The organism is Methylobacterium sp. 1030 (assembly GCF_040544715.1).
Classification (GTDB): Bacteria; Pseudomonadota; Alphaproteobacteria; order Rhizobiales; family Beijerinckiaceae; genus Methylobacterium.
Genome location: NZ_JBEPKM010000006.1, coordinates 296,281 through 314,175, shown reverse-complemented (window position 1 = coordinate 314,175; position 17,895 = coordinate 296,281). Strand labels below are relative to the sequence as shown.

Genomic DNA, 17,895 nt, shown 5'->3' with positions numbered 1-17,895 from the left:
TCGAGGCGAGGACTATGAGAGAGGCCGTTAGCAAAGTCGAGGCGCTGCAGCGCTCGAAGACTCAGGGGATCTCGCTCGAGGACGTCGAGCGCGGCGTGGCGCAGGCGACGCGCGCGCTGACCGCCCTGGCGCACGACGACGGGCACATCTGCTTCGAGCTCGAGGCGGATGCCACGATCCCGTCCGAGTACATCCTGTTCCACCATTTCCGCGGCACGCGGGTCCCCGGCGACCTCGAGGCCAAGATCGGCAACTACCTCCGCCGCACCCAGGGGCGGCACGGCGGATGGGCCCTCGTCCACGAGGGGCCGTTCGACATGAGCTGCACGGTCAAGGCGTATTTCGCCCTCAAGATGATCGGCGACGACATCGAGGCGCCGCACATGCGCCGGGCGCGCGAGGGCATCCTGTCCCGCGGCGGCGCGGCCAACGCCAACGTGTTCACCCGCTTCATGCTGGCCCTCTACGGCGAGGTGCCGTGGCGCGCCGTGCCGGTGATGCCCGTCGAGGTGATGTTCCTGCCGAAGTGGTTCCCGTTCCACCTCGACAAGATCAGCTACTGGGCCCGCACCACCGTGGTGCCGCTGTTCGTGCTGCAGGCGACCAAGCCCCGGGCGCGCAATCCCCGCGGCATCAGCGTGCAGGAGCTGTTCGTCACCCCGCCGGAGAGCGTCCGCTCCTGGCCGGGCTCGCCCCACGCCACGTGGCCCTGGACCCCGATCTTCGGCTTCATCGACCGGGTGCTGCAGCGGGTCGAGAACCACCTGCCGCGCAAGAGCCGGCAGCGCGCCATGGAGATGGCGCGCGCCTGGGTGAGCGAGCGCCTCAACGGCGAGGACGGCCTGGGCGCCATCTTCCCCGCCATGGTCAACTCGGTGCTGATGTATGAGGTGATGGGCTACCGGCCCGATCACCCGCAGGTCCGCGTCGCCTGCGACGCCATCGAGAAGCTCGTCGTCGAGAAGGCCGACGAGGCCTACGTCCAGCCCTGCGTCTCGCCGGTCTGGGACACGGCGCTCGCGAGCCACGCGCTGCTCGAGGCCGGCGGCCCCGAGGCCGAGGCCCAGGCCCGCGCCGGTCTGGACTGGCTGAAGCCTCGGCAGGTGCTCGACATCGTCGGCGACTGGGCGGCGCGCAAGCCGAAGGTCCGGCCGGGCGGCTGGGCGTTCCAGTACGCCAACGCCCACTATCCCGACCTCGACGACACCGCCGTGGTGGTGATGGCGATGGACCGGGCCATGCACCAGCACGGCCTCGTCGCCGGCATGCCGGACTACAAGGCCGCGATCGCCCGCGCCCGGGAATGGGTCGAGGGGCTGCAATCCGAGGACGGTGGCTGGGCGGCGTTCGACGCCGACAACAACCACATGTACCTCAACCACATCCCGTTCTCGGATCACGGCGCGCTGCTCGACCCGCCGACCGCGGACGTGACCGCCCGCGTGGTCGGGATGCTGTCCCAGCTCGGCGAGACCCGGGAGACCTCCCGCGCCCTCGACCGCGGCGTGAACTACCTCCTGAATGATCAGGAGGAGGACGGCTCGTGGTACGGCCGCTGGGGCATGAACTTCATCTACGGCACGTGGTCGGTGCTCTGCGCCCTCAACGCCGCCGGGGTCGACTCCGCCGATCCGCGCATCCAGAAGGCCGTGTCCTGGCTGATCCGGATCCAGAACCCGGATGGCGGCTGGGGCGAGGACGCCTCCTCGTACAAGATCGACCCGGCCTTCGAGCCCGGCTCGTCCACCGCCTCGCAGACCGCCTGGGCGCTCCTCGCCCTGATGGCGGCCGGCGCGGTCGACGACCCGGCCGTGACCCGGGGCATCAACTTCCTGACCCGCACGCAGGGCGCGGACGGGTTCTGGAAGGAGGAGCGCTACACCGCCACGGGCTTCCCGCGGGTCTTCTACCTGCGGTACCATGGTTACCCGAAGTTCTTCCCGCTCTGGGCGATGGCGCGCTTCCGCAACCTCAAGCGTGGCAACAGCCGGCGCGTCCAGTTCGGCATGTGACGTCCGCCGACGTCCTGGGGCCGGCCCGGCGGGCCGGCTCCGCTCCGCCGGATCGCGGCGCGCTCGACCGTCCCGACAGCCGATCCGCGAGCCCCGGTACGAGACACGTGGCCTCCTCAGACAGCGATCCCGCGGGACCGGACGAACCGCCCCCCGCGTCGGATCCGGCCCGGACCCCGCCTCGGCGCTCGCGCCTTCTTGCGGACCTCGCCGGACTCGTCCACGAGCGCGCCATGATCGATCCCGCCGCACCCGTCCTGGCCGTTACCGGCCTCGCCCGCGAGCGCCGCATGGCGGCGGGGGCGGGGGTCGAGGCCGTGGGAGCCGGCGGCAATCCCTACCGGCTCCGCCAGCTCCTGGAGGCCCGCGGCCAGCCCGGCTGCCGGGCGGTTGTCAGCTTCGGCATCGCGGGCGGCCTCGATCCCTCGCTCCGGCCCGGCGACGTCGTGGTGGGCACCGGCGTGGTGAGCGAGGAGGGGCGGCGCGCCGCCGATCTCGACCTGTCGGCCACGCTGCTCAACCTCCTGTCCGGCGTCGGGCCGCGGGTGATCCCGGCGGATCTGGCGGGCGTCGACACGGCGGTGCTCGCGGTCGACGGCAAGACGGACCTGCGGACCACCACCGGCGCCGCGGCCGTCGACATGGAATCGCACGTGGCCGCGTCCTTCGCGGGCCGGCACGGCCTGCCCTTCGCGGCCGTGCGGGTGATCTGCGATCCGGCCGACCAGGCCCTCCCGGTTTTCGCGGCCTCGGCCCTCACGCCGGACGGCGAGCCCGACATCGCCGCGGTGTTCTTCGCCTTCGCGCGCGGCCGGGCACGCCTGGGAGACCTCATGCGCCTCGCCCGGGACTCGAACGCCGCCTTCGCGGCGCTGGGACGGTGCCGGACGCGGCTCGGGCCGGGACTGGGCATACCGGTCCCGGGTCGCTGAGACCCGCGAACGCGGTCAGGTGAGCCACGAAAAAGCGCCGGCCTGTACGGCCGGCGCGAGTCGGAGGTCACCACGAGACGGCGCGGGGCGGACCCCGCGCCGGGAGAAACCGGCCTCAGCCGGCCTTCTTGTTGAGCGAGACCGCCACGAACCGGGTCTGGCCCTTGCCGCTCTTCACCCGCATCAGCACGGCCTTGCGCCCGCTCGACTCGGCCGCCCGGATCTGCGTCGCCACGTCCGACGGACGGGCCACGCTCTGGCCGCCGACGTCGAGGATCACGTCGCCCGCCTCGATACCCTTGGCGGCCGCCGGGCCGTCGGGATCGACCTGGACCACCGCGACGCCCTGATCCGACAGGCCGACATCGCCGGCCGGGGCGAGCTGCAGGCCGAGCCGCGGCTGGCCGTTGCCCGAGTCGTCGTCGCGGCTCGCCATCTTGGTGCCGTCGGTCGGCATCGTGCCCAGCGTCACCGTGGCGGTGTCGGTCTTGCCGCCGCGCAGGTAGCTCAGCTCGACCTTGGCGCCCGGCTTCAGGCCGGCGATCTTGCGCGACAGCTCGCGGGCGCTGTCCACCGTGTCGCCGTTGACCTTCTCGATCACGTCGCCCGCCTTCAGGCCGGCCTTGGCCGCCGGGGTGCCGTTCTCGGCGTGGTCGACCAGGGCACCCTTGGCCTTGTCGAGGCCCAGGCCCTCGGCGATGTCCTGCGTCACGGGCTGGATCTGGACGCCCAGGTAGCCGCGGGCGACCTTGCCGTCGGTGCGGAGCTGGTCGACCACCGCCTGGACGGTCTCGGCGGGGATCGCGAAGGCGAGGCCGACGCTGCCGCCCGACGGGGACGCGATGGCGGTGTTCATGCCGACCACCTCGCCGTTGACGTTGAAGGTCGGGCCGCCCGAGTTGCCCTTGTTGATCGGGGCGTCGATCTGCAGGAAGTCGTCGTAGGGGCCGGCGCCGATGTCGCGGCCGCGGGCCGAGACGATGCCGGCGGTCACGGTGCCGCCGAGGCCGAACGGGTTACCGATCGCCACGACCCAGTCGCCGACCTGCGGCGCGGCCTTTCCGAACTGGACGTACGGGAAGTTCGAGCCCTCGGTGATCTTCAGCAGGGCGACGTCCGTCTTGGAATCCTTGCCGATGACCTTGGCGTCAAGAGTGCGCCCGTCGTCCAGCGTCACCTGCACGGTCTTGGCATGGTCGACCACGTGGTTGTTGGTGACCACGTAGCCGTCGGCCGAGATGATGAAGCCGGAGCCGACAGCGCCGCGCGGGCCCTGATGCTGGGGCTGCATCCCGCCGGGGCCGTTCTGGCCGAAGCGCTTGAAGAACTCGCGCAGCTGCGGCGGCACGTTCTGGAGGTTGCGCCCCTGGCTCGGTCCGTCGTCGTCGTCGCTGCTCGCCGAGTCGTCGAGCTTCACCTTCACCGAGACGACGCCCGGCTTCACCTTGTTGACGATACCGGCGAACGAGCCCGGCGGGTGCTCGGGGGCCTCGATCGGCGACTTGGGCAGCGCCTGCGCGTAGGCCGGGGTCGCGGCCGGCAGATAACCGCTGCCGATGGCACCGCCGGCGATCAGCGCGGCGGCCGCCACGGAGGCGAGGGCGCGGCGCGAGGTGCGGCCAGTGGGACGGGTCTCGGTCATGGGGGGTCTCAACCTCTCGGGACTGATCGGGACGACGCCGGCGGTCGCGGCCATCGATGGGATCTGTCTAAGGGGCGGCGCCTGACCCGGGCGTGGCGATCAAATTACCGTTTGGACAGGTAGCCGAGCGCTCGCGGAGCCCCAGCGCGATCGCGGCGCGTGACCGAGACCGGAGGCCCGACGTCGCGGCGCTGGCCGAGCCGGATCCGGGCTCGTGCCGCCCAGCACCGCAGTTTCCGGGAGTCGATCTTAAATACCGCTCAGTTCGGCGGGCCGGCGCAATCTCGGTGCCGCCAGATCCGAGTGTGTAGGCAGAGGAATTGACAATGAAGGTGCTGTTGGCGGCCGCCATGTTCTTCGGATCGACTGTCGGCGCGCTGGCGGTCGAGTCGTACGCGGATTACCGTGATTACTTCGACGCGAAGCCCGCCGTCGCAAGTCGCGCGCTGCGCAGCGTTTCCGAGAGAACGTACAGCGTCGATACGCGCCGCCCCGGAGATGAGCGCGTTGCGAAATCGGCGGCCAACTTCCGGCCCGGCTACTGGAACCAGTCGGGCGGCTACGTTCCACCGGACTATTCCCTGCATCCGCGGGGCGCGTCGCAGGACGGCTTCTGGACCCCGAACGACGCGTCCGCCGCCAGTTGGGGCGGGCCGCGGGCGTTCACCGGAACCCTCGGCACCCGACGCTGACGGGCGAGCCTCCGGGGCCGGGTCACCCCCGGGGCGGGCCTGACACGTCGGAGCGCTCCCGGACGGGCGCTCAGTCGCCGCTGAGCCGGACCAGAGCTTCCTCGATCTTCGCCAGCCGCGCCGACTCGCTCTCGCGGCGCTCCCGGTTCTCCTCGATGATCTCCTCGGGCGCCCGGGCCACGAAGTCGGCGTTGCCGAGCTTCGCGTCGATCTTCTTGATCTCGCCCTGCGCCTTGCCCTGCTCCTTCTTCAGGCGCGCGACCTCGGCCGCGAGGTCGACCACGCCTTCAAGGGGCAGCGCGGCGACGCTGCCGCGCACTAGGAGCTGCACCGAGTTCTTCGGCGGCGTCTCGGAGAAGGTGATCTCCGACAGCCGAGCGAGACGCAGGAGCGTGTCGCGCCACGCCTCAACCCGCGCTCTCACCTCCGGGGCGGCGCCGACCATCACCAGCGGGATCTGCGCGCCGGCCGGGACATTGGTCTCGGACCGCGCCGAGCGGATCTGGCTGACGAGATCGACCACGAACCCGACCTCGGCCTCCGCGGCCGCGTCGGCGAGGCCGCCGAGGTCCGGCCAGGCGGCCAGGGTCAGCAGGCCGCGCTCCGACAGGTCGGCGCCCTTGATCGCCCACAGCTCCTCCGTGAGGAACGGCATGAACGGGTGGAGCAGCTTGGCGACCTGATCGATCAGGAACGCCACGCTCGCCTGCGTCTCGGCCCGGATCGCCGGATCGACGCTCTCGCCCTGGAGCACCGGCTTGGCGAGCTCGAGATACCAGTCGCAGAAGATGTTCCAGACGAAGCGGTAGGCCACCGCCGCCGCGTCGTTGAAGCGGAAGGCCTCGAGGGCGCCCGCGACCTCGTCGACCGCGCGGGCCGCCTCGGTGAGCGCCCAGCGGTTGATCGCGCCGGTGGCGGAGCGCGGGTCGAAGGCCGGGTCGAGGCGGCAGCCGTTCAGTTCGGCGAAGCGGGCGGCGTTCCAGAGCTTGGTCGCGAAGTTGCGGTAGCCCTGGACACGGTCGGTGGACAGCTTGATGTCGCGGCCCTGGACGGCCAGGGCGCAGAGGGTGAAGCGCAGGACGTCGGCGCCGACCTGATCGATCAGTTCCAGGGGATCGACGACGTTCCCCTTCGACTTCGACATCTTCGCGCCCGACGCGTCCCGCACCAGGGTGTGCAGGTAGACCGTGTCGAAGGGCGCCCGGTCGGTGAGGTGCAGGCCCATCATCATCATCCGGGCGACCCAGAAGAACAGGATGTCCTTGCCGGTCACCAGGGTGTTGGTCGGGTAGAAGCGCGCGAGTTCCGGGGTCGTGTCCGGCCAGCCCAGCGTCGAGAACGGCCAGAGCGCCGAGGAGAACCACGTGTCGAGGACGTCCGCGTCGCGGGTGAGCGCGACCGGCCGGCCGTGCTGCGCGTCGGCCGCCGCCTGCGCCTCGGCCTCGCTCTCGGCGACGAAGATGCCGCCGGCGTCGTCGTACCAGACCGGGATCTGGTGGCCCCACCAGAGCTGGCGCGAGATGCACCACGGCTCGATGTTGGTGAGCCACTGGAAGAAGATCTTCTCGTAGTTCTCGGGCACGAACTTGGTCTGCCCGTCGCGCACCGCCTGGAGGGCGCGCTCCGCGAGCGGCTTGACGTTCACGTACCACTGGTCGGTCAGGTAGGGCTCGATGACCACGCCCGAGCGGTCGCCGTGCGGGACCGCGTGGGTGTTCGGCTCGATCGCGCGCAGCCGACCGCGCGCCTCCATCAGCGCCACCACCTCCTTGCGGGCCTGCGCCCGGTCGAGGCCGTGGAGCGCCAGGGCCTCCGGCTCGGGCGCGACGCCGTCGAGGAACTCGGCGTTGCCGTCGAGCAGCATCCGGCCCTCGGGATCGAGGACGTTGATCAGGCCGAGTCCGTGGCGGCGGCCGACGTCGAAGTCGTTGAAATCGTGGGCGGGCGTGATCTTGACCGCGCCCGTGCCCTTCTCGGGATCCGAGTAGGTGTCGGCCACGATCGGGATCAGCCGCCCGACCAGCGGCAGGCGCACGCGCTGGCCGACGAGCGCGGTGTAGCGCGCGTCCTCGGGATGGACCGCGATGCCGGTGTCGCCCAGCATCGTCTCGGGGCGGGTGGTGGCCACCGTGATGACGGCGCCGGTCTCGGCGCCGGCCTCGTCCACCACCGGGTAGTCGAAGTGCCAGAGATGGCCCCTGGTCTCGACCTGCTGGACCTCCAGGTCCGAGATCGCGGTCTGGAACTTCGGGTCCCAGTTCACCAGCCGCTTGTCGCGATAGATCAGGCCCTGCCGGTGCAGGTCGACGAAGGTCTTGAGCACGGCCCGGCTCAGCCCCTCGTCCATGGTGAAGCGCTCGCGGGACCAGTCGCACGAGGCGCCGAGCCGCTTCAGCTGGTTGACGATCGCGCCGCCGGATTCCGCCTTCCAGGCCCAGACCTTCTCGACGAAGGCCGCGCGGCCGATCTCGCGGCGGCCGGGCTCCTGACGCTCCATCATCCGCCGCTCGACCACCATCTGGGTGGCGATGCCGGCATGGTCCGTCCCCGGCTGCCAGAGCACGTCCTTGCCGCGCATGCGCTCGAAGCGGCAGAGGATGTCCTGCAGCGTGTTGTTGAGGGCGTGGCCCATGTGCAGGGAGCCCGTCACGTTCGGCGGCGGGATCACGATGCAGTACGGCGGGGCCCCGGCGCGCTCGGGCCGGCCGGCACGGAAGGCGTCCGCCTCGGCCCAGGCGGCGGAGATCCGCGCCTCGACGGAGGTGGGCTCGAAGGTCTTGTCCATCATCGCGGGTACGGGCCGGCGCTTGTCCAAACGGGGGTGGCCCCGCTTTCGACCGTCACGCCGCTCCCGTCAACACGCGGACGGCGGCCCGCGGCCGCCGTACCCAGGCCGCCGGCTCAGCGGCCGCGCGACACCCGCTCGATCTCGGCGCGCACGAGGCGCTCGACCACGGCCGGGAGGTTGTCGTCGAGCCAGGATTTCAGCATCGGCCGGAGCATCTCCTTGACGAGATCCTCCAGGGTCCGGGCGTTCTGCGTCAGCACGGTGTGGGCCAGCAGGTTGAACGCGCCGCTGACGCTGGCATCCGTGGCCGGAGAGACCAGGGCCTCGGGCTCCGGCTCGGGCGCGCGGGCGGCCTGGAGCACGGGCTGCGGGGGCGGAGGCGGTGGGGGCGGCGGCTCCGGGGCCGGCTCGGGCTCGGGCTCGGGCTCCGGTTCGGGCGCGGCGGTCACCGGGTCCTCGAAGTCGATCGCGTCGAAGTCGAGCAGGTCCGGCGCCGGCTCGGGTTCCGGTTCCGGCTCGACGACGCGCGGGCGCATCACCGGCTCGGCGACCTCCGCGAGGTCGAGCACGTCGTCGGGCTCCGGAGCGGGCGCCGCGACCTCGGCCGGCTTGGCGGCCTGATCGTCGGCGATGATCCTCCGGATCGACGCGAGGATCTCTTCCATCGAAGGCTCGTGCGCCTTATCGGCAGCCTTGTCCTGGAATTTCGAGTCCGGGATCTTGGGGCTTGCTGCACTCATCGGCAGGCGCACTCGGGCATGGGAGACTGGAAAGCGACCCGAATGGATCGATGTTCAATCAGTATTCCATGCCGTTTCGTGACGGCAAGCGCGCCCACAACACACTCCCCGTGGAAAAGCCGTCAGCGACCGTCCGGGGTGCGCAGGCCGAACCAGAGATCCTTGACCTGATCGTAGTGAACCTTGGCGCTGTAGTATTCGACCGGGAGCGCCGTGAAGCGCGCGGTCAACTGTCCGATCGCCTGGACCACCCCGTAGGAGAAGATGACCCGGTCACGCTGGGCGACGATGAGGTTCACCCGGGAGTTCAGCAGTTCCTGCTGCGCGTTGAGCACGTCGAGGGTCGTGCGCTGGCCGACGCGCGCTTCCTCGCGCACGCCGTTCAGCGCCACCTCGTTGGCCTGGACCTGGGCCTGGGCGGCGATGACCTGCGCCTTGGCGGCCTCGAGCCGGCCCCAGAAATCGACGATCTGGGCGCGGACCTGATCGCGGATCTGGTCGACCTGGATGCGGGCCTGGCCGACCGACTCCTTGGCCTGCCGGATCTGCGCGTAGGTCTGGCCGCCCTCGTAGATCGGGATCGAGAGCCGTCCGCCGACGAAGCCGACGAAGAAGCTCTGGTTCGGTCCGTTCTGGTCGTAGAGCTGGCTGAGCGAGCCCTGCAGGCTGAGCTGCGGGGCGAGCTGGCCTTCCAGGACTTTCACCTGGGCCTCGCTCGCGTCGACGTTGTGGATGGCCGAGACGACCTGCGGGTGCTCGCGCAGGCCGACGGCGATCGCCTGATCGAGGCTGCGCGGCACGAACCGGTCCAGCGGCCGACCCGGCGCGAGCTGGCGCGGCTCGACGCCGATATTCTGCCGGTAGACGCCGATGCTCGTGCGGAGAGTCGACTCGGCCTGGGCGACCTGCGATCGCGCGCCGGCCAGTCGGGCCTCGGCCTGCGCGACGTCGGTCCGGGTCACCTCGCCGACGTTGAAGCGGTCCCGGGTCTGGCGGAGCTGCTCTTCCAGAACCTCGACGTTGTTCCGGTTCAGCTCCAGCGTCGCCGTGTTGCTGAGCACGTTCATGTACGCCTGGACGGCGCTGTACAGAACCGACAGCTCGGTGAAGCGCAGGCTCTCGCGCTGGCTGTAGACCTGCGACTCCGCGCGCCGGACCGTGTTGTCGGTCTGGAAGCCGTTGAAGATCGTCTGCGTGACGTTCAGGCTGGCGGAACTCGGCAGGTAGGTGGTGCGCGTCGTCCGCCGGGAGGTGATGACCTGGCTCGCGATGTCGGAGGTCGCGCCGCCGGACAGGCCCTCGCCGCCGGTCGCGGATCCCGCCGCCCCGGCACCTGAGGTTCCGATGCCGGTGGTGCCGCCCGCGGTCCCGATCCCCGTCGTCCCGATCCCCGTGGTCGTTCCGGTCCCGGTCGTCCCGGCGCCCGCCGTTCCGCCCAGGCCGCCGCCCGTCGTCCCGAGGGCCGATCCGGCGGTGGTCGCGGCCGTGCCGCCGGTGGCCGCCGTCGCGACCGTGCTGGACGAGCGCGTCTGAAGGTACTGGACGCCGATCGCGGCGTTGACGTTGACGGTCGGCCGGTAGCCCGACTGCGCGATCGCCACGTTCTCGTCGATAGCGCGCACGCCCGCACGGCTGGCGTTCAGGCTCGGATTGCCCTGATAGGCCTTCGCGAGAGCGCTCTCCAGAGTCTCGGCCGATGCCGGCATGGCAGCCAGCATCGCGAGTCCGGACACCATCCCGGCCAGGCGGAACGTCGGGCAACTCGCTGGTGGACGTCGTGTCACGATGAACAAGCCCTTGCGGTCTCTTTCGGTCCGGAAGTCCGAGACGAAAACGGCCAAGGTACGGCGTTTCGCTCGTCTCCGATCAAGCCCGCCCCACCGTCACGCTTAGCGCAAACCGGGCGCTTTGGCTCGCCTCGGTGCGGGTCTGGCGGCGGAATGTGCGGCGTTGGGGCATTAAGGTGACACACCCGGCGCGGACAGCGCGGCACGCGAGCGAATTGAGTTGTTAAGTCGCATAAATACGCTCTTCCAAAGACTATTGCCGGCGTGCAGCCACGCGAGACTTGGGGGCCGACGCGTCGCCCCTGGCCGGGCAGGGTGGCCCGTTCCGCGGCTGGCCCTGCGGTCGACACCGGTCCGCGCCTAGTAGCGGTCCATCCCGCCGCCGCCGGCGTCGGGCTCCAGATCCAGCGGTCCCTCGGGCGCGGATTCCGGCTCGGGTGCGCGGCGCGCCCGCGCCGGCGGCCGCGGCTTCGGCGCCGGCCCTGCCAGCGCGGCCGACGGGTTCGGTTTCGGCGCGGCGCTCGGGGAAGCCGGCTGCCCGCGGGTGCCGCCGGGCGGCCCGGGCGGGCCGGGCGGGCCCATGGCCCCCATCAGCCCCGGTGCGCCGGCCATGCCGATGGGGCCGCGCTCGCCCGGCGGGCCCGGCGGTCCGGCGACGCCCTCCGCGCCGGCTGGCCCCTGGGGTCCGGGCGGCCCGGGCGGTCCCATCGCGCCCCGCTCGCCGGGAGGCCCGGCCTCGCCCCGCGGACCCGTCTCGCCGCGCGGGCCGGCGAGCCCGGGCGCCTGCGGCCCCTGCTGGCCGCACTCGCCGACCACGATGCTGCGGGTCTGTTTCGGCGTCCGCAGCGTCGCGATGCAGGTGGCCGGATGATAGACGACGCGAAACTCGAAATAGCCGCGGCTGTCGGTCCGGTGGGGGAACTGGCCGTCGAGCGTGATCTCCACCCCCGGATCGTCGGCGTAACCGATGATCCAGAGATCACCGCCGGTGATCTTGGCGGCCTCGATGCGCATGTCCGCCGCCCGCGCCGGCGGCCCGCAGGCGGCCGACAGGGCCAGCATCGAACACAGCGCCCAGCGCTCGTGCCACAGGCGTTTGGCAGATCTCATGGCAGGTCACGCAGTCTTTTAGACGGTCAGAATGCCATAGCCCGCAAACTAAGCAATAAATTGCGGAGAAAGTTGGATGTGGAAAAGCGCGGCCGGTCGAAGGCCGTAGTCCGAAATGGGTATTCGAAGGGCGCGCGGCGGGGCCTGTAGCGTGACCGCGCTGGACCCGGTCAGGCGTGTGCGGACCGGGCCGGCAGAGGAGTGACGCGGACCGATTCATCGGTCACCGCCGCGCGAGCGCCCCGGGCCGCATTCGGACCCGCGGTGGAGGGTTCTGCCGTGGACAACGACGATCCGCCCTGGGACACGGACCCGCTCTGGTACGACCGGACCGAGTCCGGAACGCCGCCGGGGCCCATCCTCGAGGCGCTGGCCTGGCTGTTCCTGCTGGCGATCGCCGGGTGCGCGGCGCTCGTGTGGCTCTACGGGATTCCGGACCGCCTGTGGCGCGCGGCGGCGCGCCGGCTGATGCGCCGCGATCCGGCGGATGCCGGGCGGTTCTGAGCCGCGCGCGCCGGCACCGGCTCAGGCCGCGGCGATGCGGGTGCTGAGCAGGGTGGTCTCCAGATCTTCCACCGGCATCGGGCGGCCGAGATGGTAGCCCTGCAGGAACGGGCAGCCCATCGCCTGCAGGATGTTCAGGTCCTCAGCCGACTCGACGCCTTCCGCCACCACGTCGAGCCCGAGCAGCCGGCCGAGGCCGAGGACGGCGAGGACGAGCCCGCGCTTGTCGTCGCTCGCCCCGAGGCCGGTCACGAAGCTCCGGTCGATCTTGATCCGGTCCGCCTTGAGCTGGCGCAGCGAGGAGAGCGACGAGTAGCCGATGCCGAAATCGTCCAGGGCGACCCGGATGCCGGCGCGGGACAGCGCCTGCAGCTTGCCCTGCACCGCGCCGATGTCGAGGGCCGTCTCCTCGGTGATCTCGATCTCCAGCATGGTGGGCGGCAGGCCGAGGAGGTTCAGGCGCCCGATGACGATCTCGTCCACGGGGACCTGCGCCATCTCCCGGGGTGAGACGTTCATCGCCACGCGCACGCCGCTCAGGCCGCGGCGATGCAGGATCTCCAGCATCGCGCAGACCTGCTCGAGGATGTAGCGGAGCAGCGATTCGGTCAGGCCGGCCATCGCGGCGGCGGCGATCAGGTCCGGGGGCGCGATCCAGCCGAGCCGCGGATGCTCCCAGCGGATCAGGGCTTCCAGCCCGACCAGGGTCCGGCCATCGGCCGCGTAGATCGGCTGGAACCAGACCTTCGGGGCGTTCTCGACCAGGGCCTGCGACAGGTCGCGCTCCAGGTCCCGCCGCATCTGCAGCCCCTCGCGCAGGCCCGAATCGAACACCCGGTAGCGGTTCCGCCCGGCGGCCTTCGCGGCGTAGAGCGCCTCGTCGGCGCAGCTCAGCATCTCGGTGAAGCTCGGCTCCGCGCTCGCGTGGACGCCGATGCTGACCCCGAGGCGGCCCGCGTCGAAGCCGTCGAACGGCTGGGACACCGCGGCGATGAGGTTCGCCGCCATGACGTCGTCGGGCACGCCCGACGTCACGGGATCGTACAGCACCGCGAACTCGTCGCCGCCCAGCCGGGCCGCGAGACCGTTCTCCGGCAGCGCGTCCTTCAGCCGGCGCGCCACCTCGACGAGCACCCGATCGCCCGCCTTGTGGCCGTAGACGTCGTTGACGAACTTGAACCCGTCGAGGTCGAGCATCAGCAGGCTGAGGGTCCCGGTGCGGAGCCGGTTCTCCGTCGCCTGGAGGAAGCCCGCGCGGTTCAGCAGGCCGGTGAGATCGTCGTGCGTGGCGCGCCACCGCATCTCGTCCACGAGGGCGCTGGCGCTGGCATGGGCCTCGGCGCGGGACCGGGCGAGGGCGTGGGCCTCGTTCTTGAGCCGGCTCGCCTCGCGAAACACGGACTCGCTGCGGAACGCCGTGTGCGTCAGGGCGAGGAAGTAGAGCAGCACGCAGGCCGCGAGGCAGTTCCGGTCGAAGTCGCCGGCATAGGCGAGGCAGGCCACGACGGACAGCAGCGGCAGGGCGATGAAGGCGAGGGGGATGCGCGCGTACGCGATCCCGTGCGTCACCGCCCCCGCGGTCACGCCGCAGGTGATGGTCAGGTAGAACAGGGTCTCGGCGGTCGTGTAGCCGTCGCACAGGAGCGGCTGACAGGCCCAGACCAGTCCGGAGAGGAACGCCGCGACCGTGAAGACGCGCAGGTGCCGGTCGACGGAGCGCGCGGCGGCCGCGGCCAGGCTCGGCGTCATGTCGGCGGTCAGCGCCAGGCCGAGGCAGGGGATCCGGCAGAGGGCGATTCGCAGGAGGTTGACGCTGGTCGACGCCGCGAACCAGATGGCCCCCACGGTGCCGTGCCCGCTCCTGTAGGCGACGAGCATGCTCGCCACGCCGAGCAGCATGTTGACCGGGATGGCCGCCAGCACGCTCCCGCGCATGGCCTCCAGCTGATCCCGCCGGATCAGCGCGCCCCACCTCGGATCTGCAGGGTCGAGAGATTCACCGGAGCCGGGTGAGCCCGGCTCGGATCTCTCCTGGTCCCGAACGATCATCGCACGTCCACTCGAAGATGAGGGACTCATGGCACCGAATCGTAAGATATCGTTGAACGATCAACGCGCGCCGCGCCCGATCCCGAGCTTTTCGCGCGCCGCGCGAAGAGAGACTCCGGGTCGCAAGGCATTCCGGCCGCGTCGCCGCGCACCATATCGGGTCGCGGGCCGCTTCCGGGCCCCGGATCGTCCATGGCCCTGACCCGCGACCTGCTCGATATCCGGACGATCTATCACGAGCCCACTGTCGGCGACTTCCCGCTGGGCCGGGACATCCTGGCGCGCTTTCCCGACGCCGCGCGCATCGTCGTGCCGTCGCACTGGAACATCCCGGAACTCCACGGCAACGCCGGCTCGGTGGAGGATTGGGTGCGGATCAAGCGCTCGACGCTGGTCCTCGGCGTGAAGAAGGGGCTGGCGATGCGCCCCAACGGCCGCAGCGCCCACTTCATCGCGCCCTCGACCTCCAACGGCTGCGCCATGGCCTGCGCCTATTGCTACGTGCCGCGCCGCAAGGGCTTCTCCAACCCGATCTCGCTGTTCGTGAACCTCGAGCAGGCCTGCGCGGCGATCGCCCGCCACGCCGGCCGCCAGGGGCGCCTGCCGGAGCCGGACCCGATCGATCCGGAGCACTGGGTCTACGATATCGGCGAGAACGGCGACCTCTCGGTCGACGCGGCGGTCAGCGACGGCGTCCGCGCCCTGGTCGCGCTGTTTCGCACCCTGCCCAACGCCAAGGCCTCCTTCGCCACCAAGGCCGTCAACCGCGACCTCCTCGCCTACGATCCGCAGGGCAAGACGCGCGTCCGCTTCTCGCTCATGCCGGCGCGGATCGCCCGGATCGTGGACGTGCGCACCGCCCCGATCGCCGAGCGGATCGCCGCCATCGACGAGTTCGTGGCCGCCGGCTACGAGGTCCACGCCAACTTCTCGCCCGTGATCCTCTACGAGGGCTGGGAGGCCGACTGGCGGGCGCTGTTCGCCGAGATCGACGCGACGCTGTCCGACGCCGCCAAGGCGCAGCTCAAGTGCGAGATCATCATGCTGACCCACAACGCGGATCTGCACGCGGTCAATCTCGGCTGGCACCCCAAGGCCGAGGACCTGCTCTGGCGGCCGGACATCCAGGAGGCGAAGGTCTCGGAGGGCGGGGGCACCAACCTGCGCTACCGGGCCGGCTGGAAGGGCCGCTGGCTCACCCGCTTCAAGGCCCTGCTCGCCGAGACGATGCCCTACTGCACGGTGCGCTACGCGTTCTGAGCGCGGAGCGCTGAACTTCCGGCCGCGCGCGGCGTTGGCGCGCCAGCGGAGGAAAGCTCAGCCATGTCGAGCCCGTCCATGTCGAGCCCGTCCATGTCGACGCACGAGGACCATATCGGCGAGGCGGTGGCCCTCGCCGCCGCCAATGTCGAGGCGGGCGGTGCGCCCTACGGCGCGGTCATCGTGCGGGAGGGGACCGTGCTGGTCCGCGCGGCCAACACCGTGCACGCGACCAACGACCCCAGCGCCCATGCCGAGATGGTGGCGCTGCGCGAGGCCAGCCGCCTCCTCGGCCGCCGCGACCTCGGCGACTGCGTGATGTACGCGAGCGGCCGCCCGTGCCCGATGTGCCACGCCGCGATGCGCCTGGCCGGCTTCAAGGAGGGCTACTTCGCCTTCTCGGCCGAGGAGGCCGAGACCTACGGCGCCGGCAGCACGTCGATCTACGCCGAGCTCTGCCAGCCCCTCGACGCGCAGCCGATGCGCGTCACGCAGCTGCGTCCGCCGGGCGATTCGCCCTACCCAGCGTGGAAGGCGCGCCGCGAGGCCTGACGCGGCGGCGACGGCCTCAATGGGTCCAGGGCGCCGTGCGGTTGAACTTGAAATTGTCCGAGTAGGACAGGCCCTTGCGCTGGACGGGCTTGGCCGGCTGCTCGACGCGGTAGGCGATCCCCTCGCGCTTCGCGTAGGCCACGGCCTCCTCCTCGGTGTCGAATTCCAGGCGCACCTGCTGGAGCATGTCCGAGGACCCGTTCCACCCCATCAGCGGATCGATCTCGCGCGGGCTGGTCCGGTCGAACTCCAGGATCCACTGCTTGGTCCGGGCGAGGCCCGACTGCGTGGCGTCCCGAGACGGACGGAAGATGCGGGCGCTCGGCATCTGACTCGACAAGCTCCTGATCGAATGGTCGGGGCGATAGGATTCGAACCTACGACCCCCTGGTCCCAAACCAGGTGCGCTACCAGACTGCGCCACACCCCGACTGCCACACGGCCTCAATGCCGTAGCGGTTCCGCCGTTCCCCCGCAAGGCGCGGCGCGGTGCGCGCCGACGCTTCCGGGATCGGCCCTTCGCGGCGGCCTGGCCGTCGCGTACCACTTGTCAGACAAATCGGGGCGCGGTAGCGTTCGGGCCGGGACGAGGGCCGAACCGCCCCGCTGTCGAACCGGCGCCTGCCATCACTGGGGGGTGGAGGATGGTGCGCCCGGATCGCCGTGCCGGGCGCTTCCGGCCCTCGTCGCCGCAGCGTCACCGCGGTGCTGCGCCCGCGTCCGCGCGGCGGGCCTTGCCGGCCCGCGCCGGAACGGTAACGATCGCCGCGAGTGACAGGGACCTGCCCGTGTGGACACCGAGCCCGCGCTACCCGGACCCGGCGGTCGAGATTCTCGACGCCGCCTTCGCCCGCTACCGGGTGTTCAACGCGGCGGTCGAGCGCCTCGCGACCGGCTTCCGCTGGTGCGAGGGGCCGGTCTGGTTCGGCGACGGACGCTACCTGCTCTGGAGCGACATCCCCAACGACCGCATCCTGCGCTGGGACGAGGAGAGCGGGGCGGTCGGCCTCTACCGGCGGCCGTCGGGCTTCGCCAACGGCAACACCCGCGACCGGCAGGGGCGGCTCGTCACCTGCGAGCACGGCGGCCGTCGGGTCACCCGGACCGAGCATGACGGCGCGATCACCGTCCTGGCGGACGCATTCGAGGGCCGCCGGCTCAACTCGCCCAACGACGTGGTGACCGCGGCCGACGGCGCGGTCTGGTTCACCGACCCACCCTTCGGGATCGGCGGGTTCTACGAAGGCGTGCGCGCCGAGCCCGAACTGCCGCAGAACGTCTACCGGCTCGACCCGGTCACCGGTGCGCTGGAGGCCGTGGCCACCGACCTCGCCGGCCCCAACGGCCTGTGCTTCTCCCCCGACGGCCGCGTGCTCTACCTCGTGGAATCGCGCGGGCAGCCGACCCGGCGGATCGCCGCCTACGACGTGGTCGCCGGCCGCACGCTCCGCGACCGGCGGGTCCTGATCGATGCCGGGCCGGGCACGCCGGACGGGCTGCGCTGCGACGTCGACGGCAATCTCTGGTGCGGGTGGGGCATGGGCGACGACGCACTGGACGGCGTCATGGTGTTCAACCCCGACGGCCGGCCGATCGGCCGCATCCGGCTGCCGGAGCGCTGCGCCAACCTCTGCTTCGGCGGCCGGCACCGCAACCGCCTGTTCATGGCGGCGAGCCAGTCGCTCTACGCCGTCCACGTCGACGTCCAGGGCTGCGCCGGCGGGTGAGGCCCGGATGCCCAGCCCTGCGTGCGCCGCCGGCGTCGTCGCCGGCACCATGCTTGACCGGAGCGGCGCGCCGACCCACTTCCCGTCCGCCGGGGGCATA

Annotated in this window: 14 protein-coding genes and 1 tRNA gene; 7 read left to right on the top strand and 8 right to left on the bottom strand. The window is 71.4% G+C overall.

What is annotated here, in order from left to right:
* Window positions 1-14: 14 nt before the first annotated feature.
* The gene (gene shc / locus ABIC30_RS11175; protein WP_020090627.1) at window positions 15-2,012 is read left to right on the top strand and encodes a squalene--hopene cyclase; all 1,998 of its coding nucleotides are present in this window, start codon (window positions 15-17) and stop codon (window positions 2,010-2,012) included.
* 233 nt (window positions 2,013-2,245) lie between these two features.
* The gene (locus tag ABIC30_RS11170; RefSeq protein WP_103984920.1) at window positions 2,246-2,944 is read left to right on the top strand and encodes a phosphorylase; all 699 of its coding nucleotides are present in this window, start codon (window positions 2,246-2,248) and stop codon (window positions 2,942-2,944) included.
* A gap of 115 nt (window positions 2,945-3,059) precedes the next feature.
* Here ABIC30_RS11170 and ABIC30_RS11165 read toward each other — a convergent pair whose 3' ends face one another.
* The gene (locus ABIC30_RS11165) at window positions 3,060-4,586 is read right to left on the bottom strand and encodes a Do family serine endopeptidase (protein WP_020090625.1); all 1,527 of its coding nucleotides are present in this window, start codon (window positions 4,584-4,586) and stop codon (window positions 3,060-3,062) included.
* 326 nt (window positions 4,587-4,912) lie between these two features.
* On the opposite strand from ABIC30_RS11165, the gene ABIC30_RS11160 reads away from it, so the two are divergent.
* Window positions 4,913-5,278, top strand: a complete 366-nt coding sequence (locus ABIC30_RS11160; protein ID WP_103984919.1) for a hypothetical protein — start codon at window positions 4,913-4,915, stop codon at window positions 5,276-5,278.
* A gap of 70 nt (window positions 5,279-5,348) precedes the next feature.
* On the opposite strand, the gene ABIC30_RS11155 is transcribed toward ABIC30_RS11160, so the two are convergent.
* The 4 genes from ABIC30_RS11155 to ABIC30_RS11140 form a co-directional block, all read right to left on the bottom strand.
* The gene (locus tag ABIC30_RS11155) at window positions 5,349-8,066 is read right to left on the bottom strand and encodes a valine--tRNA ligase (protein WP_103984918.1); all 2,718 of its coding nucleotides are present in this window, start codon (window positions 8,064-8,066) and stop codon (window positions 5,349-5,351) included.
* 113 nt (window positions 8,067-8,179) lie between these two features.
* On the bottom strand, window positions 8,180-8,731 hold the full coding sequence (locus ABIC30_RS11150) for a PopZ family protein (RefSeq protein WP_020090622.1): 552 nt from the start codon (window positions 8,729-8,731) through the stop codon (window positions 8,180-8,182).
* 197 nt (window positions 8,732-8,928) lie between these two features.
* Entirely contained in the window at window positions 8,929-10,542 is a 1,614-nt protein-coding gene (locus ABIC30_RS11145; protein WP_020090621.1) for a TolC family outer membrane protein, read from the bottom strand.
* Window positions 10,543-10,953: 411 nt separating this feature from the next.
* Window positions 10,954-11,703 carry a collagen-like domain-containing protein gene (locus ABIC30_RS11140; RefSeq protein ID WP_234082070.1) on the bottom strand — a complete coding sequence of 250 codons (750 nt, stop codon included), beginning with the start codon at window positions 11,701-11,703 and terminating at the stop codon, window positions 10,954-10,956.
* A 279-nt stretch (window positions 11,704-11,982) separates the two neighbouring features.
* Between ABIC30_RS11140 and ABIC30_RS11135 the strand changes: the two genes are divergently transcribed.
* The gene (locus ABIC30_RS11135; protein WP_020090619.1) at window positions 11,983-12,207 is read left to right on the top strand and encodes a hypothetical protein; all 225 of its coding nucleotides are present in this window, start codon (window positions 11,983-11,985) and stop codon (window positions 12,205-12,207) included.
* Between the two features lie 21 nt (window positions 12,208-12,228).
* Here the strand turns inward: ABIC30_RS11135 and ABIC30_RS11130 are convergent, their stop codons facing one another.
* Window positions 12,229-14,142 carry a putative bifunctional diguanylate cyclase/phosphodiesterase gene (locus ABIC30_RS11130; RefSeq protein WP_020090618.1) on the bottom strand — a complete coding sequence of 638 codons (1,914 nt, stop codon included), beginning with the start codon at window positions 14,140-14,142 and terminating at the stop codon, window positions 12,229-12,231.
* A 306-nt stretch (window positions 14,143-14,448) separates the two neighbouring features.
* Between ABIC30_RS11130 and ABIC30_RS11125 the strand changes: the two genes are divergently transcribed.
* The gene (locus ABIC30_RS11125) at window positions 14,449-15,516 is read left to right on the top strand and encodes a spore photoproduct lyase family protein (protein WP_020090617.1); all 1,068 of its coding nucleotides are present in this window, start codon (window positions 14,449-14,451) and stop codon (window positions 15,514-15,516) included.
* A gap of 93 nt (window positions 15,517-15,609) precedes the next feature.
* Window positions 15,610-16,068 carry a nucleoside deaminase gene (locus ABIC30_RS11120; protein ID WP_020090616.1) on the top strand — a complete coding sequence of 153 codons (459 nt, stop codon included), beginning with the start codon at window positions 15,610-15,612 and terminating at the stop codon, window positions 16,066-16,068.
* 16 nt (window positions 16,069-16,084) lie between these two features.
* Here the strand turns inward: ABIC30_RS11120 and ABIC30_RS11115 are convergent, their stop codons facing one another.
* Both ABIC30_RS11115 and ABIC30_RS11110 read right to left on the bottom strand, forming a co-directional pair.
* The gene (locus tag ABIC30_RS11115; protein WP_020090615.1) at window positions 16,085-16,396 is read right to left on the bottom strand and encodes an ETC complex I subunit; all 312 of its coding nucleotides are present in this window, start codon (window positions 16,394-16,396) and stop codon (window positions 16,085-16,087) included.
* 25 nt (window positions 16,397-16,421) lie between these two features.
* Window positions 16,422-16,498, bottom strand: a tRNA-Pro gene (locus ABIC30_RS11110).
* A 358-nt stretch (window positions 16,499-16,856) separates the two neighbouring features.
* Here ABIC30_RS11110 and ABIC30_RS11105 point away from each other — a divergent pair.
* Window positions 16,857-17,795: an SMP-30/gluconolactonase/LRE family protein gene (locus ABIC30_RS11105; protein ID WP_020090614.1), complete on the top strand. Its 939-nt coding sequence runs from the start codon at window positions 16,857-16,859 to the stop codon at window positions 17,793-17,795.
* The last annotated feature ends 100 nt before the right edge of the window (window positions 17,796-17,895 follow it).

Coding starts and splice junctions, on each gene's coding strand:
- shc (WP_020090627.1), top strand. CDS start 15: ATGAGAGAGGCCGTTAGCAAAGTCGAGGCGCTGCAGCGCTCGAAGACT.
- ABIC30_RS11170 (WP_103984920.1), top strand. CDS start 2,246: ATGATCGATCCCGCCGCACCCGTCCTGGCCGTTACCGGCCTCGCCCGC.
- ABIC30_RS11165 (WP_020090625.1), bottom strand. CDS start 4,586: ATGACCGAGACCCGTCCCACTGGCCGCACCTCGCGCCGCGCCCTCGCC.
- ABIC30_RS11160 (WP_103984919.1), top strand. CDS start 4,913: ATGAAGGTGCTGTTGGCGGCCGCCATGTTCTTCGGATCGACTGTCGGC.
- ABIC30_RS11155 (WP_103984918.1), bottom strand. CDS start 8,066: ATGATGGACAAGACCTTCGAGCCCACCTCCGTCGAGGCGCGGATCTCC.
- ABIC30_RS11150 (WP_020090622.1), bottom strand. CDS start 8,731: ATGGAAGAGATCCTCGCGTCGATCCGGAGGATCATCGCCGACGATCAG.
- ABIC30_RS11145 (WP_020090621.1), bottom strand. CDS start 10,542: ATGGTGTCCGGACTCGCGATGCTGGCTGCCATGCCGGCATCGGCCGAG.
- ABIC30_RS11140 (WP_234082070.1), bottom strand. CDS start 11,703: ATGAGATCTGCCAAACGCCTGTGGCACGAGCGCTGGGCGCTGTGTTCG.
- ABIC30_RS11130 (WP_020090618.1), bottom strand. CDS start 14,142: ATGCGCGGGAGCGTGCTGGCGGCCATCCCGGTCAACATGCTGCTCGGC.
- ABIC30_RS11125 (WP_020090617.1), top strand. CDS start 14,449: ATGGCCCTGACCCGCGACCTGCTCGATATCCGGACGATCTATCACGAG.
- ABIC30_RS11120 (WP_020090616.1), top strand. CDS start 15,610: ATGTCGACGCACGAGGACCATATCGGCGAGGCGGTGGCCCTCGCCGCC.
- ABIC30_RS11115 (WP_020090615.1), bottom strand. CDS start 16,396: ATGCCGAGCGCCCGCATCTTCCGTCCGTCTCGGGACGCCACGCAGTCG.